At 60.2% G+C, this 14,755-nt stretch carries 10 protein-coding genes and 4 pseudogenes; 3 read left to right on the top strand and 11 right to left on the bottom strand.

From position 1 onward, the window contains the following. Positions 1 to 146: 146 nt before the first annotated feature. The 3 genes and pseudogenes from ACQHGV_RS16415 to ACQHGV_RS16405 form a co-directional block, all read left to right on the top strand. Positions 147 to 438: pseudogene (locus tag ACQHGV_RS16415) on the top strand (transposase); the annotation flags it as partial. A gap of 101 nt (positions 439 to 539) precedes the next feature. Beyond that, a complete protein-coding gene (locus tag ACQHGV_RS16410; RefSeq protein ID WP_440980291.1) occupies positions 540 to 1,598 on the top strand; it encodes an acyltransferase family protein in 1,059 nt (352 codons plus the stop codon). 104 nt (positions 1,599 to 1,702) lie between these two features. Beyond that, positions 1,703 to 2,028, top strand: a pseudogene (locus ACQHGV_RS16405) (transposase); the annotation flags it as partial. Between the two features lie 161 nt (positions 2,029 to 2,189). On the opposite strand, the pseudogene ACQHGV_RS16400 reads toward ACQHGV_RS16405, so the two are convergent. The 11 genes and pseudogenes from ACQHGV_RS16400 to ACQHGV_RS16350 form a co-directional block, all read right to left on the bottom strand. Beyond that, positions 2,190 to 2,543 (bottom strand): annotated as a pseudogene (locus ACQHGV_RS16400) (transposase); the annotation flags it as partial. 57 nt (positions 2,544 to 2,600) lie between these two features. Further along, positions 2,601 to 2,882: pseudogene (locus tag ACQHGV_RS16395) on the bottom strand (transposase); the annotation flags it as partial. A 253-nt stretch (positions 2,883 to 3,135) separates the two neighbouring features. Beyond that, entirely contained in the window at positions 3,136 to 4,251 is a 1,116-nt protein-coding gene (locus ACQHGV_RS16390; RefSeq protein ID WP_440980290.1) for a glycosyltransferase, read from the bottom strand. Beyond that, complete coding sequence (locus ACQHGV_RS16385; protein ID WP_440980289.1) at positions 4,248 to 5,345, bottom strand: glycosyltransferase family 4 protein; 1,098 nt, start codon at positions 5,343 to 5,345, stop codon at positions 4,248 to 4,250. The genes ACQHGV_RS16390 and ACQHGV_RS16385 overlap by 4 nt, the downstream gene beginning before the upstream one ends. A gap of 14 nt (positions 5,346 to 5,359) precedes the next feature. Further along, on the bottom strand, positions 5,360 to 6,547 hold the full coding sequence (locus ACQHGV_RS16380) for a glycosyltransferase family 4 protein (RefSeq protein ID WP_440980288.1): 1,188 nt from the start codon (positions 6,545 to 6,547) through the stop codon (positions 5,360 to 5,362). Beyond that, complete coding sequence (locus ACQHGV_RS16375) at positions 6,537 to 7,541, bottom strand: glycosyltransferase family 2 protein (protein WP_440980287.1); 1,005 nt, start codon at positions 7,539 to 7,541, stop codon at positions 6,537 to 6,539. The genes ACQHGV_RS16380 and ACQHGV_RS16375 overlap by 11 nt, the downstream gene beginning before the upstream one ends. Beyond that, positions 7,538 to 8,980, bottom strand: a complete 1,443-nt coding sequence (locus ACQHGV_RS16370; RefSeq protein WP_440980286.1) for a lipopolysaccharide biosynthesis protein — start codon at positions 8,978 to 8,980, stop codon at positions 7,538 to 7,540. The genes ACQHGV_RS16375 and ACQHGV_RS16370 overlap by 4 nt, the downstream gene beginning before the upstream one ends. After that, complete coding sequence (locus tag ACQHGV_RS16365; RefSeq protein WP_440980285.1) at positions 8,977 to 10,191, bottom strand: hypothetical protein; 1,215 nt, start codon at positions 10,189 to 10,191, stop codon at positions 8,977 to 8,979. Before ACQHGV_RS16365 ends, ACQHGV_RS16370 begins: the two co-directional genes overlap by 4 nt. A 107-nt stretch (positions 10,192 to 10,298) precedes the next feature. Beyond that, a complete protein-coding gene (locus ACQHGV_RS16360; protein ID WP_440980284.1) occupies positions 10,299 to 11,579 on the bottom strand; it encodes a hypothetical protein in 1,281 nt (426 codons plus the stop codon). 2 nt (positions 11,580 to 11,581) lie between these two features. After that, positions 11,582 to 12,988, bottom strand: a complete 1,407-nt coding sequence (locus ACQHGV_RS16355) for an exopolysaccharide biosynthesis polyprenyl glycosylphosphotransferase (protein WP_440980283.1) — start codon at positions 12,986 to 12,988, stop codon at positions 11,582 to 11,584. A 92-nt stretch (positions 12,989 to 13,080) separates the two neighbouring features. After that, on the bottom strand, positions 13,081 to 14,700 hold the full coding sequence (locus ACQHGV_RS16350; RefSeq protein WP_440980282.1) for a glycosyl hydrolase family 28-related protein: 1,620 nt from the start codon (positions 14,698 to 14,700) through the stop codon (positions 13,081 to 13,083). Positions 14,701 to 14,755: the final 55 nt, after the last annotated feature.

Below are 14,755 nucleotides of genomic sequence, written 5' to 3'. Positions count from 1 at the left end.
GGTGAAGTGCCGGTTGTGGCGTAATTCGTGCTTGGGATACGGACCTGAGAGAGCCGTGGCCGGATGGCTGGATTGAGCGACGAGCAATTGGCCGGACAGGTAGTAGGTAGCGTATGTCGCCGAACGACGTTCCGCCGTGACACGCGGTATACTGGTGGTTCTGCCTCTCCGTACGCCGGCTGCTGTTCCGCACGATCCACGACATCACGCTGATGCTCGATCGCGAAGGGCACGAGCATAGCCCGAGTGCTGCCGTTGCCGACAGTCAGTCGATCAAGGTACCAGCGCCACAAAAGCGTGGGTTTGACGCCGGAAAGAAGGTTGTCGGGCGCAAGCGACATATCGCTGTGGATACCGATGGCCGGTTGCTGATGGTCAATTCACCACCGCCGACATTTCGATAGTGCCGAAGCGATTGTGGCAGCCATTCGGAAGCGATAGCGGTATTCCCTCACAACAGCCCCGGCATTTCGGCTCTGACTGAGGTTAAACCCAAACAAAATGTGACATAAATCTTTGACTTATGCTACTGGTCCTCAATGGAAACCGATATCAAACGATCCGCCATGGTCGATATGGCAAAAGGCATAGGAATTATTTTAGTTGTATATGGACATTGTCTCCGAGGGCTGAGTTCGGCAGGTTTTATACCGCAAGACTCGCCACTTTTAGTAACAGACTACATTGTCTATACATTCCATATGCCGCTATTCTTCATAGCGTCTGGACTATTTTTCTCGAAATCGTTGCAAAAATCGAATCGAAATTTCTGGATAAGACAAATAAAAAATATTTTATATCCTTATTTTTTTTGGTCGTTATTTTGCGGGTCGATCCAAATTATTTTGTCTAGTTCTTCCGTAACAAATGGTGGAATGAGTCTCTCTCGTCTGTCCCAAATACTGTGGAGCCCGATATCACCTTTCTGGTTTTTATATGCGCTGTTTTTTTGTTACTTTATATCTTGGTTTTTAAAAAACATTCCCATAGTAATAAAAACTACAATATTTTGTATTTTATTTATAATTTCGTTCTACACTATAGGGGGCGTAATTAACGACGTATTTTATGGTTTATTGTATTTTTCCATTGGAATATTTATACAGAAACATAAATTTATTCGTCTAATTCCAGAAAATTTTGGTGCAGTATTAGGCGTATCGACAATTTTTATTATTACCGCTTTTGCATCCTATTACCTTGGCGTACCAGAGCGGATGCCTTTCATTGCTGCCATAATGGGTGTTATTTCGACAGCGTCAATATGTCGATTTATTGAATATAAACTAGGTAATGGTATAATGGTAAGGATGTTAAGCGCATTAGGACAGTATTCAATAAGTATATATGTGATGCACATTATATTTATTGTTTTCGTCAGAACTATCTTAGTTAAGATATTTATGATAAAAAGCATTCCTGCTGTAATTATTCCTGCAGTATTGTGTGGAATCTTTTTTCCTATTTTAATACAAAGAATTTTAATAAAATTTAACATAAATAATCTGTTTGGACTGCCCTTTTCCGTACTAAAGGAAAATGGAAATTCTACAAACCAGAAGTATATTAATGTAACTATTCGTAATTTTGAGAATTAACAGAAGATGGAATGATAAGTTTATTGTGAAGGCTATGCCTGAAAGGAAGTTAGCGGTAGGCTTGTCGTAGCGGATGGTTCGTTTCCGGGTGCCAGTGAGCCCGACTGCCCCGTGACTTTCCACCGTTCACGACAGTGCAGTATCATTTTTACCGGATGCGCGACAGCGGCCTGCTCGACGCGATCAACGCGGTGCTGGTGGCCGGGGCGCGGGTCGCGGAAGGCCGCGAGGCTGAACCGACCGCTGGCATCATCGACAGCCAATCGGTGAAGACCACCGAAGCAGGCGGACCGCGCGGCTATGATGCCGGCAAGGGGATCAAGGGGCGCAAGCGCCACATCGCCACCGACACGGCCAGCAACCTGCTCGACGCGTTGGTCATTCCGCCGATTGTCAGGACCGTGACAGCGCACCCGGCCTCATCGAACGCTGCAGGGACGCCTATTCGAGGGGCTGGCCTTACGCACTCCGGTGATCGCATCGGATCATCCAATGTTCGACGGGCATCTGGTCGACGGCGAAAGCGCGCTGATCTCTTGCGCGGTCACTGACCGTCCCCCGGCAACGAGGTCGAGCGCAACGGCAGCTTGTTGGGCCTGCGGCCCGGGACATGGCCTCGCGCAGGATCTCCGCTTCCATCGTCTTCTTGCCGAGCAGGCGTTGAAGCTCATTCACCTGGGCCTGCAGCGCCCGGTACTCGGACGCGGGCATCACCTCCTCGCCGGCATCCGCTGCGGTCAGCGCACCCTGTGCCATCAGCCTGCGCCAGGTGAACAGCTGCCCAGCGCCGATGCCGTGCCGGCGTGCCACCAGCGACACGCTCATGCCCGGCAGGTAAGTCTCCTCTACGATCCGGACCTTCTCCTCCGGGGTCCAGCGCCTCCGGCGCTGAACCCCGGAGAGAACCTCGCCGTCGTTGTAACGCCTGGTCGTATGCTCAGTCATATGCCTCACTCTTATCCAAGAGCGAGACCCTGTCAGGTCATTTAGGGGGCCATCTCAAATCGTGGCCTGTAGCGCGTAGAGGCAGTCGTCGAGCGGCAGCAGCGTGTGGCGTCGGAACGCCACAACGACCGCCTCCTCCTCGATCGTCAGCGTCGTGGACCTGGGCTCCTTGGGGCCGGTTTGCAGATCGGCTGTCGACGAGCGCTTGCGCCACTTGGCGATTGTCTTCTGGTTGACGCCGTGGCGCCTGGCCAGCGCTCTCAGGCTCTCTTTACTATGCTGTATCGCTCGACGGACGACCTCTGTCGTCGTGGCGCTCCCGTATAGAATCTGGCCCATAGCGCTTCCTTCCACTCGCTTGTGGTTGTTGCACCATCAATCGTTGGGACCAAACATCTAGCGCCTGCGCGAGATCGGCGACGACCGAGAACTGTTCGCGGGTGGTACCGACGCGCAGCATCGTCTTGGGGAGGATGAGCTGGACAGGGGAGGAAATCAAGGATGCATGCCCGGATTCGAGTCATTCGCAACGCAGTACCGGTCCGACGACGGCGACCAACCTACGCAGCATGACCGCCGATCCGGGGAAAGATCAATCCCGTATCTTAGGCATCCTCGCGTCCGCGTCACGGATCGCGTCGGCCAGTTCGTCCTTGAAGCGCTGCCGGTCGAACGTCGCGGCATGCTCGCGCAGCGTCTCGGGATCGAAGCGGATGTCGCCGCGCTCGATCCGCAGAACCGCTTCCGCGAGCGAATCGACATCTTGTCGATCGAAAAACAGCCCGGTCCGTTCATCCACGACAGTGTCGAGCACGCCACCCCGGCGATAGGCGATCACCGGTGCGCCCGCCGCCATCGCCTCGACGGGCACGATGCCGAAATCCTCGACGCCGGGAAAGATCAGCCCGCGGCATCGCTCAAGATGATCCTTCACCACATCGAACGGCTGACGTCCCAGAAGCTTGACGTTCGGTTCTGCGGTACGCCGCAAATCCTCCAGCAACTCACCTTCGCCGATCACCACCAGCGGCAGTCCGGTCCGATTGAACGCTTCCACCGCCAATTCGGCGCGCTTGTAGCGCACGAGTTGGCCTAGGCAGAGATAGAAGTCCTCGCGCGGGCGACGATGGTCGAATGCCGCGACATCGACTGGGGGCCAGATCACTTGCGCCTCGCGACGGTAGAATTTGGCGATCCGCTGGGCGATGAACCGCGAATTTGCGATGAAATGATCGACGCGATCCGCCGAGCTTCGGTCCCATACGCGCAGCCAATGGGCGATCAGCGGGAATAGGCGGCGGATCAACCAGCCGGATTCCTTTAGATACGGCTGATACATGTCCCAGATGTAGCGCATCGGCGAATGGCAGTAGCAAAGGTGGAGCGCGTCCGGGCGTGTCAGCACCCCCTTGGACGGACCGGACTCGCTGCTGATGACCAGGTCATAGTCGGTTAGGTCCCATTGCTCCGCCGCCAGCGGCATTAACGGCATGTAGCGCTTGTACTGCTTGCGGGCACCGGGCAGACGGCCGACGAACGACTGGATGATCCGCCCCCGGAAACCCGGACCAAGCGTGCGACGGACCAGTTCCTCGTCACAGACCTGCACGTACAGATCCGCGTCCGGATACATTTCCAGTATGGTGGCAAGCACCGCCTCGCCGCCGCGATTGCTCAACCACCAATAATGGACGACCGCTACCTTCACGCCTGCTCCCCCGTCCCGACGATCGCATCGAGCGTCGCCTGCGCGCAATGATGCCAGCTGTAGCGCCTCGCCTGGGCATAGCCCGCAGCACGCAGCGCCGAGGCATGGGCCGGATCGTCGAGTACCGCCTCGACCGCCGCGACGATGCCGTCGATATCGGCGGGGTCGCAATAGCGGGCAGCATCGTCGCACCGCTCGCGCAGCGACGGAATGTCGCCAGCGATCACCGGGCAGCCGCATCCCATCGCCTCGATCGGCGGCAGCGGCGACGCTTCGTAGAACGAGGGGAACAGGAAGCAATGCGCCGAGCGATACGCCGCCAGCAACTGGTCCCAGTCGTTCACCTGCCCTGCGAAGCGAATGTGATCGCGCAGGTCGTCGGGCACGCTCGACAGCGTTTCGGTCAGGCCCTGCGGTACGCCGCCGATGAAGACGAAGCGCGTGCCACGGGTGCGGGCAAGACGGATGGCGGCGGCCAGCATGCCGGGGAAGTTCTTCCGCTTCGACAGCGACCCGACATACAGCACCGTCGGATCGGCCGCCGGATCGGGTGTCTGTTCGTCGATACCGGTGGGAAGACCGCCGTTCTGGATCGCGATCAACCGTTCATCGGCGAACGGATAATGTTCGAGGATCGCCCGGCGTTCGGATTGCGACACGGTGACGACCCGGTCGGCACGTCGCAGGATCAACGGGATCAGGCGGTTGTAGAGCAGCCGGAAGCCGCGGCTATAGGCTTCGGGGAAATAGCGGTAGGACAGGTCGTGGACGGTGACGACGACCCGCCCCCTGCCCAACAGCGATGCGACCGGAGCGGTATTGCCCGGACAGAACAAAACCGCGCGCCCGACATGGCGGGGCAGATCGAGTTGTTCCCACGCATGGCCCTGACGCCGCCCGACGCTTTCGTGGCGGATGTTGCGCAGGGCCGGAACGCTGTCGTGATCGATCGGCGGGGTGAGCAGGCGGACGCGCAGTTCGGGCCGGCTGTCGAGCAGCGCGTCGAACGCCGGCAGCAATTCGCGCGCATAGCGCTGGACCCCGGTTATGCCTTGGGTCAGGAACCGGCCGTTGATGATGATGTCGGTTGCCATGGTCGTTCCGCTCGCTACGCCCGCCGCTGTTTCTTGGTACGGACATCGGCGATCAGCAGGGCGAGGTTCTCTGCCGATCGCTCCGGGGTCCACCCGGCGATGATGTCCCGCGATGCCCGTCCCATCACCGCCGGATCGGCATCCAGCAGGGAGGCGATGCACGCCGTCAACGCCGCTACGTCGCCCGAGGGGAAGACATGACCGTTGACGCCGCCATGCACCAGATCCTCGGCGGCGCCACAGGCATCGCTGAGGATCACTGGCAGCCCGGCATCCATCGCTTCGTTGACGACCAGCCCCCAGGGATCGTCGTTCGACGACAGGACCAGTGCGTCGGCCGCAAAATAATAATCGGCCAGTGCGTCCGCTTGGCGAAATCCCGGGAAATGGGCCGTCACACCCTGCGCACGCGCACGGGCAGCCAGTTCGTCCTGCAACGGACCGGTACCCATGATGAGCAGGTCGGGTCGCCGATCAACGGGCAGCGCCGCCGCCGCATCGATGGTCAGATCAATCCGCTTGCGCTCGATCAGATAGCCGCAACTCATCAATACCGGCCGGTCGCCGACGGGTAGCCCCAATGCCTGTCGGACAGCGCCGCTCAACATACCCTGCCACCGCGCGCGCGCCGTTGTGATCGGTGCGGCGACATGCGACAATCGCTGATCGCGCAACGGCTTGCCAGGATCCACTCCCAACCGGCGATGGAGATAGCGTGCGGCGGCGGTTCCGTTGGCGAAGAACCCGTCCGACAACCGAGCCGTCAGCCGCTTGAGCAGCAACGCCGAACGCGGGTCGGTCGCGAAACGTGCCGGGCTGAATCCGTCGAACAACAGCACCACCGGCTTGCCCATCGTCCGTGCCCATAGCGCCGCCGCGAGATAGCCCGCCTGCTCGAACCCGCCGATCATTAGCATGTCGCAGTCGGCGACCATCCGGCGCAACCCGCGATTGAGCTTGCCATATCCCGGCACATCGATCCCCGGTGCCAGACGGCGTTCGCTCACCGAACCACCGACCGGGGCGGTAGCCCATCCCCGACCCTGATCGTCCTGGTCGGTATAGAAGGTGGAGATCGCCACCCCCGGATTGCCCGCCGCCCATGCCGCGATCATCTCGCGGCGATACGGGGTGGGAATGTTGGTCAGATAGGCAAGCCGAAACGGCTGCCCTTCCCGGCCATGCGCCCGATCAGCCGGCATCGTTCGTCGCGCGGAGTTCGGCATTGGCCTTCTCCACCATTGCCGTGATCTCCCCGTTCGCAATCGCATCGAAATGCTTGCGGTAGAGCTTGTCCCAGTTCTTGCGGACCTGGACTTCCATGCGCTTGCTGTTGAACGCGCGCATCCCGCCCAGCCCGATATCGCGCTGGAAATCAACGTCATAGACGCCGACCTTGTATCCGGCCTGCCAGGCGCGGATGCCGTTGTCCATGTCGTCGCACAGGAACGGGGCGAACGACAGGTCGAACCCGCCGATGTCGAGATACGCCTGCCGCCGGATGAATACCGGGGCACGCACAACCGACATGGCATAATAGAAATCGGGCAGGCCGGGCGATGGTTCGCTGCGCGGGAAGCGGCTTGAACTATGCACGAACAAGTTGCGAACGAACTCGATCTCGCCCTCGACCTCCCACAGCATCTTCTCGGCGATTTCACCCTCGGTACGCGGCAGCACCTCGACCGCGTGGAAGCCACCCAGGATCATCAGGTCGGGGAACTGGTCGAACAGTTCCAGCGCCCGTTCGACCCAGCGTCCGTTGGTCGGCAGCTTGTCGTCGTCCTGCAACAGGCACACGATCTCGGCCGGCGAATGACGAAGCGCACGGTCGTAGGTGATGATCTCGAACAGGTCGTTCGACCGGAACAGGAAGTGGTTGGGCTCGGTCAGCAGCGTCTGCCATTCGGCCGAGGCTCCGTCGACCGAACCATCGTCCATCACGATGATCTCGTCGAACCCTGCGGTCTGCAACCCGCGCCACAGCATCGGGATATTGGCGCGCTTGTTGAAGAACTGGACGATCGCGGCGACGCGGGGAGCGGGGTTATACTGCTGCCCGCTGCGCTTCGCCTTCTGCTCGGCAAGCTGGTCCGCGATCCGGCGGCGACGCGGCGCGTCGGCGAGGTGGCTGAACAGGCGATACCAGCTACGCGGCCGGGTAAGGTGCCGGGCATAATGCAGAATCTTGTTCAAGGGATCGGTTCCTCGGATAGCGTCGGACCGGCGGGCGGGGCCGCCGAAGAGGTTGCGGACACGTCGAACGGGCGGGCAAGCGTGCGGCGCAGAACCAGCGGCAACAACCAGCCACTGACCAGAACGCCGGCAAGGCACAGCGCCATCGCGGTGCCGGTGGCACCGTATCGCGGGATCAGCAGCATCGCGAGGCCCAGCACCGCGAGTCCTTCAACCAGCATGATCCATGCGACCGGCCACAATCGGCCCAGCCCGAACAGAACGGTGGAATGACAATGATTCCACATCCAGATCACGAAATAGGCCCCCAGCAACGCGCTGAGCATCGGATCGACCTGCACCGTGGCTCCGGCCCACAGCGGAATGAGCGTGCTGCCCAGCAAGGCGATGCCGATGGCGACCGCGCCGCTGAAGAGCAGCGCCATCGTCACCAGGCGGCGGTAGGATGCGACGATCCATTCGCGGTCGCCCCGTACAGCAGCATCGGTGATCGCCGGCCACAAGGGCATGCTTATCATCAGCACCGCGGTCGAGAGCAGCTGCAACAGGCGGAACACGACCGCGAACGGGGTTAGCGCCTGTGCGCCGACCGATTGTCCCAATTGCACCAGTGACAGATTGTGCATCAGCAGCACCGCGACCTGCGCCACCCAGAAGGCGATGCTCGATCCCAGCAGCAGCCGGAACGATCCGCGGTCGACGAAGCGCCAGCGCGGAAACAGATAGGGGCGCGACCGTGTGAGCAGCAGTGCGAGGTTCACACCCTTGCCGAGCGCGATCGCTCCGAACACCGCCAGTGCGAACGCCCAGATCGTCGGCATCCACAACGCGACCCAGAACACCAGCAGCAACGATGCCAGATTAGCGAGCGCGTTCATCAGATTGTTAATGAAATCGTCCTGATAGGCCGATCGCGCCGCCTCGCCGGCGCTGAAGATCACCTGTGCCACCAGGAACAGTCCGACAACCGCGATGCCGGCGACGATCTCGCCACGATAGCGCTCGACCGAGGGACCGAACACCACATCCAGATGCGCGGCACCGGCATGATAGCCCAGCAACAGCGCGATGCCGATCAGCCCGGCCATGCCGAACAGGAAGAACATCGCATTGGAAAAGATGGTGCGTTCGCGTTCGCGCTCGTCGCGGTTCCATGCCAGCGCCAGTTCGCGCGTCAGTCCCGGCCCGATGCCGAGGCGACCGAGATCGATCCAGACTAAGGCCGATACCAGCATCGTGTAGAGCCCGAAGCGTTCCGGTCCCAGCGAGCGGACCGCCAGCGGTACCGCTAGAAACTGTACCAGCAATCCGAGTGCTTTGGATCCGGCACTGGTAAAGAAGGCGAGCCGTACCCGGCCGGCCCGGAAGGCCCGGCGCTCGGCGTGGACATCGTCCGCGTCGAGCACGGCATCGACGGGTTCGGGCAACGGACGGTTCATGCGTCCGCTTCCTGTCCGGCGATATGGGTGACGATCCGGTCGCCGAAGATGTGACCGGTCGCGGTGGCAAAATGGCGCTCGCCGGCAGTCCCCAGGCGGGTACGTAGCGCTGCGTCGCCGGCGATGCAGGCAAGCTGCCCGGTCAGCGCGGCGTCATCATATTCGGGTGCGGTAAGGCCGAGATCATGTTGCCGCGTCAAATGCCCGACCAGCCCTTCGGTACCGGCCAGCAGCGGCTTGCCCATCTGCCCGGCACGTACCATCGCGCCGCTCGAACAATAGCTGCCGGGGTAATAGCACCAGACGATGTCGGCCCGCGCAAAGGCCGATGCTTCTTCGGTATCGGTGACGTGGCGAGCGACTTCGACCAGCCTGCCCTGTTGACGCAGCAGCGCGGCATCGGGTCCCTGCAGGACGTCGTGCATCGCCGGATCCTGTACCCCGACCAGGGCGACGACCAGCGATTTGGGGACGCTCGGATCGGCTGCGCAGCGCAGCAGGCGGTCGATCGCCTTGCGGTGGTCGACATAGCCATAGGCCAGCAGGACCGTGGCGTCGTCGCCGACCGGCAACCAGTCGCGCTGCGGCGTCCGGTCGGTGATGTCGGCGGGATCGCAGACGGTGACGATCCGTGGGTCGTCGACCTGCGATGCGAGGAACGGGTCGATGCTGAACAGGGTCCGCAACGTCGTTCCGCGCAGCAACCGGCGATAGGCCCATGCCTCCACGCGATCCTCACGCCGCGCCGGCACGATCGCGCCGGCACGTGCCAGATGGAAGCGGGGCCGGATCACGATCCCGCTCCACGGGATATCGCCGAACGGCCGCTGGCGCATCGCGAAGGGGAACAGGACATAGTCGTCGGCGAAGGGGATATGGACATGATTAACCTCGCCTTGCGCCCTTAGCGTCGTCACCGCCTCGCGCAGGCGTCGCGCAAAGCCAATTTGCCGCGCCAGCTTGCCCGACAGCGCCAAAGGGCCACGCATCGGATCGGGGTCGGGTACCGTGTGGATCGCAAGCAGATTCCCGAACGCCTCGCGCATCACAACGACCTGAGCCGTCTGCGATGCCTCAGGACAAAGGATCAACGTCGCGCGAATGCCGCCCCGGCGTGCGATCGCCTCAAGGATATAGCGTACGAATACCATGCGATGGCCCGACGGGTCGGGTTCAAATATGGCGATATGACGCACGGGCGGATCAGACATCGTCAAGGCATAATCCGGATTGGTGCGGCGGAAATCGTCACCAGGACACTCGCAATCCTTTCGGACGTGCAACGCCTGATGGGCGGCTTCGCCTAGTCGCTGGGCGCTCAGGTTGCAAGTAGAGCGTCGTTCGTTCGTTCCCGCGTCCACTGCGAATAGAGATGAAAGACGAAGGCGAAGGAAATCCCCATGACGAACCGGTTATAGGGTATCGGCGGCGAATATAGGATGTTCCACACCGAGATCAGCGTCAGCGGCAATACGAAGGCACGGATGCCGACCGGCAGGATTGACATCAGCGGAATGACGAATACCGCGCGATACAACAGGAACGCCCAGAACAATGCCGCGACGATCCCGGACTCGAACGCGGTGGCGAACAAGCTAGAGTGGTACAGAATGTTCTGGATGTCAAAGACGTCGTCAGATGAATAGACCGAAAGGCTGAGCATCTCGTACAGATAGACCGACGGATAATTGCCGATTCCAACGCCTAGGAACGGCGCATCGCGGATCCCGGAAAAATTGACAATGATCTCGGGTCGCCCGCCGAGCAGGATTGAACCGAACGAACTCTGGAATATGGCGATGCCCGCCGCTTTGCTACCGAAGAAGCCTTTGATTGCCAGCAACGTATAGAGTTCGGTGAAGCCGTATCCAAGCAACCCGGCGATCACGATCATTATCGGCGCGAAGCTTGCGTAGTTGGCCGGCATCCGGATTCGACCGATCACCGCTAGCAATAGCGCCGACACGAAATAGACGCCACCGACCGAGCGCGATCCGACCAAAAAACACATTCCAGCATAACCGATCATCAGCAAAACGACGATCCCGATCGATGCTTTGCGGTTGCGCCAAGCCAGCGCATAGGCGGCGACGACGCCTACACCCAAAGGAATACCGATCAGGAACTTGATCGGATTGGTCAGCACGCGTTCTTCGTTCGGATAGAAGAAGTGGCAGCAGATACCAAGCATCGCGCCCACTACCAATGCCATGCGCCCGGTATCCGACGTGTTGCGGATCAGAATGGCATAGCCTATGATCTCCAGCATCAGCAGAACCGGGGAATAAGCCCGCCCCACGAATGCTGCCATGCCGGACCCGTTGACATAGGCGGACAACACCATGGCGGCGATGCTGATCGTCAACAACGCTACCGTGCCGCGCAACAGCGCGCTGACCGACGACCAGTATCCCACCAGCAGCCCGGCAGCGACCAGATCGAACAGCGTGACGCGGGCTAGCGGTGCGACCGGCAAGAAAACCGTCAATCCCGCAATGAAGCATAATATCGGGGCGATTGATCGATCGCCCGTACCCATGGCTGTTTCGTCCTGACGGTCGATCGTCGATCCCATGCCGATGCGGAAACGGGTTGTCATAGTTAGAAGGCGTTGCTGTGGCGCAACACGCCGAAAGTCTGGAGGATGATCCAGATATCGCGCGAGATCGACCAGCGCGACAGATATTCGAGGTCGGCTGTCAGGCGATTGGTCAGATCCTCAGTACGTTCGGTCGCTCCCCGGAAACCACGGACCTGCGCGAGGCCGGTCAGACCTGGCTTGATCGAATGGCGGAACCGGTACCGGTCGTCGACATCCCAATAGAGCAGATCGCCAGCCTTGGCTGAAATGGCATGCGGACGCGGTCCCACGACACTCATTGTACCGTTCAGCACGTTGAGCAACTGCGGGAGTTCGTCGATGCTGTGCGCGCGAATGAACGCACCGACGCGCGTCACCCGACTGTCCCCGCGACGGGTAAGCTGTGCGGCGTTGCTGTCGGATTGATCGACGTACATGCTGCGGAATTTGAACATGCTGAAGATGCGGTTGTCGCGTCCGATCCGGTCCTGCCGGAAGAAGATCGGACCGGCGGAATCCAGTCGAATCGCAATCGCCACGCCGACTAGCAACACCAACAGAATCAGCAGCGCTGCAGCCGAAAAGACGATATCGAACAGCCGCTTAAAAATTCGCTGGCGCAGATGAAGCGGTTCGACGGAGACGACCAGCGTCTGTCGGTCGTTGTAACGATCGATGCCGAGGATCCCCAGTGGATCATGCTCGTCGGTCAGGATCTCGCCATCGACCGACAGGCTCTTGAGAACGGCCGACCACAAGCGGTAGCGTGATTGAGGGCAGGCGACGATCAACCGGTCGGCTTCGCGCACCGCAGTCGCGAACAAATGATAGTGGTAGGGATCGCTGGTGCTCGGATCGAAGCCAATCTGCTCGGCATGCATGATCCGCTCGTTCCCTTGCAGTACATAGTCGACCCCATCAACCAGTACGACCGTCGTGAATGGAGTCCCCCCCAGATAGCGCAGCAGCATGCTGCCGACGAAAGTTCGGATGACGGCAATCAACCCGATACTGGCGATACAACCCATCGCGAAGACGATGCGAGAGAAATTGCTGCCGGCCTTGAGGAAATAGGCCACGAACAAAACAACCGCTGCACTCCATAGAAACGACTGTGCCGCGTATACGATGCCGGTCCGAGGATTGATAAGGACTGCGCCGCTATAGGCTTTATTATAAGCAGCAAGTACTAAATAAATAGGCAAAATGCACAGCAGAATGACCCAGCCATGCGGGCTTTGCCAATCCTTAATGTAAAAGAAACCCGCACCGATAAATGCTACCGCCAAGCAAAGGGCATCGCTTAATGCGAGAATAAGATAGCCGCGCAGACGGAGCGCTTCCTTGCTCGACGGTGTAGCATGGATATTCCAGGCTTCGGGATCATGTTCTGGCTTCTTAAGTCGGGGTCCATTCGTGGAAAGCATTTGAGAGGCCTTGAAAAATTCGGTTTCAGATCGAGGCCGATCGCGACGCCCGGAGATTGTTTCTAGCGGGCGGGTGAAGAAGGGCTGTCGTCTCAATCGTTGGTCAGGTAACTGCCGGTTATCGTCACTTCCCACTTGACTTGGCGGGCATTCTTTATTCGCTCTTCTACCCGAGCCGGGGACGACAGCACAAGCACCGTCTGCCCGGCGGTAAGCGCAGCAGACATTTCGCCGCTGTGCGCCCCGGATCGATAGGCGACGGGCAGATGCGATGCCATCGACGCCGAGGCGGGTAGCCCGCCGATCGCGATCGGACGCGGTGCCCCCTCTCCCGGCCCCGTCAGGTGGATGGCGACATGCACGACATTGCCGATCCGCGTGAAGCGTGCGTCGCGAACGGTATATCCGGCTGCGTTGGGGCCTGTCGGGCGCGGCGTGAAACGTCCTTCCTGGTACCAGTCGAGAACCTGAGGATCGGGATCGGTGCGGTTGGCGAAGCTGAACCCGGTAGTGCGATTGCGAATACGCACGTTACCCTGGGTACGAACATCGCCTTCGGTAAAATTATTGATGCCGATCGCGACGTCGTTGGTTACCTGCGCGCCGCTATCGGTCAGCAGCAAGGCGCCGCCGTTGTCAGCGGTGGTGTTTCCCTCCACCGAACATCTGCCGCTGTTCGCACCGATGACGATTGCGTCGCCGCTCGATCCGGTCACGGTGTTGCCGCATAGTGCGCTGTAAGCGCCGCCATAGACCTTGATCCCCATCGCGATGACGGTACGGCCCATGCCGGACTGGTGGACGGTATTGCCGACGCAACTCGTATGCGGCGCGAGTTCGATATTGATTCCCGCTTCCCAGGACGTCGTGATCGTATTGCCGCTCAGCGTCGTATGCGACACCTGCCCATTCATCTTCTCGCCGCCGAAGCCGCCTTCAAGGTGCAGGCCGTTGTACTGACCGGTATCGCTGATGCGGTTGCCGAGCGCAATGTTCCCGGTGACGTTCACGTCGCTGGCGGTGAAACATATGCCCTGCGCGGTCCGCTCGACGCGGCAGTTGGCGATGCTGTTATGGCTACCGTTATGGAAGTTGATGCCCCCGTCGGAAAAGCCGATCACCTGTACACCTGTCACGTCGCAATCGTCGGCATGGACGAGCGTGATGCCGCTGCCGTTCACGACGCTGGGTACGCCACCGGAAAAGCGGACGTCGCCGGCGACCGTCAGATCGCGGATCGAGATGCCGTACAGCCGTTGGTTTCGGGTACCATCGCCGCGGATCGCACTGCTGCGGTCGGTATTGACGAGGTGCAGGACCGCGGCCGAGCCGACTCCAGTCAACCGGACATTGGTGCGAAGTATCAAGGCGTGCCGGATCTGGAAGATGCCGGCCGGCACCAGCAACAGACCCCCGCCCTGCGTCGCGATGGTATCGATCGCACGCTGGATCGCATCAGTATTGTCGGTCCGGTCGTCACCGACGGCCCCAAAATCGACGATCGAGGGCAATTCGGATAATTTCCGCTGCACCGTGCCGGCGGAACGGCCATCGCCGATCCGCGCGAAACCGATCAGCGACGCGCCGATGGCCGAGCGCAGTCGCGCCAGTGGTGATTCGGGTACGTCCGTCACACCCGGATTCTGGGTCGCGTCGCTCGACGAGCCGGCAAGCGTTGCCGCCGCCGAGGCCGACAAGGTACCGCCGATCATTCGGCGACGGGTAAGGGATGAGCGCATCCTGGTCCTTCCGCAGATTACCGTGAGG

The sequence above is a fragment of the Sphingomonas pseudosanguinis genome, assembly GCF_052056765.1.
GTDB classification, from domain to species: Bacteria; Pseudomonadota; Alphaproteobacteria; order Sphingomonadales; family Sphingomonadaceae; genus Sphingomonas; species Sphingomonas pseudosanguinis.
Note: the sequence above shows the minus strand (reverse complement) of the source record. Positions and strands in the feature narration are given on the sequence as shown.

Excerpts from the sequence above, each read along its gene's own strand:
- ACQHGV_RS16350 (WP_440980282.1), bottom strand. The coding sequence starts at position 14,700 with ATGATCGGCGGTACCTTGTCGGCCTCGGCGGCGGCAACGCTTGCCGGC.
- ACQHGV_RS16410 (WP_440980291.1), top strand. The coding sequence starts at position 540 with ATGGAAACCGATATCAAACGATCCGCCATGGTCGATATGGCAAAAGGC.
- ACQHGV_RS16365 (WP_440980285.1), bottom strand. The coding sequence starts at position 10,191 with ATGTCTGATCCGCCCGTGCGTCATATCGCCATATTTGAACCCGACCCG.
- ACQHGV_RS16370 (WP_440980286.1), bottom strand. The coding sequence starts at position 8,980 with ATGAACCGTCCGTTGCCCGAACCCGTCGATGCCGTGCTCGACGCGGAC.
- ACQHGV_RS16380 (WP_440980288.1), bottom strand. The coding sequence starts at position 6,547 with ATGCCGGCTGATCGGGCGCATGGCCGGGAAGGGCAGCCGTTTCGGCTT.
- ACQHGV_RS16385 (WP_440980289.1), bottom strand. The coding sequence starts at position 5,345 with ATGGCAACCGACATCATCATCAACGGCCGGTTCCTGACCCAAGGCATA.
- ACQHGV_RS16355 (WP_440980283.1), bottom strand. The coding sequence starts at position 12,988 with ATGCTTTCCACGAATGGACCCCGACTTAAGAAGCCAGAACATGATCCC.
- ACQHGV_RS16360 (WP_440980284.1), bottom strand. The coding sequence starts at position 11,579 with ATGACAACCCGTTTCCGCATCGGCATGGGATCGACGATCGACCGTCAG.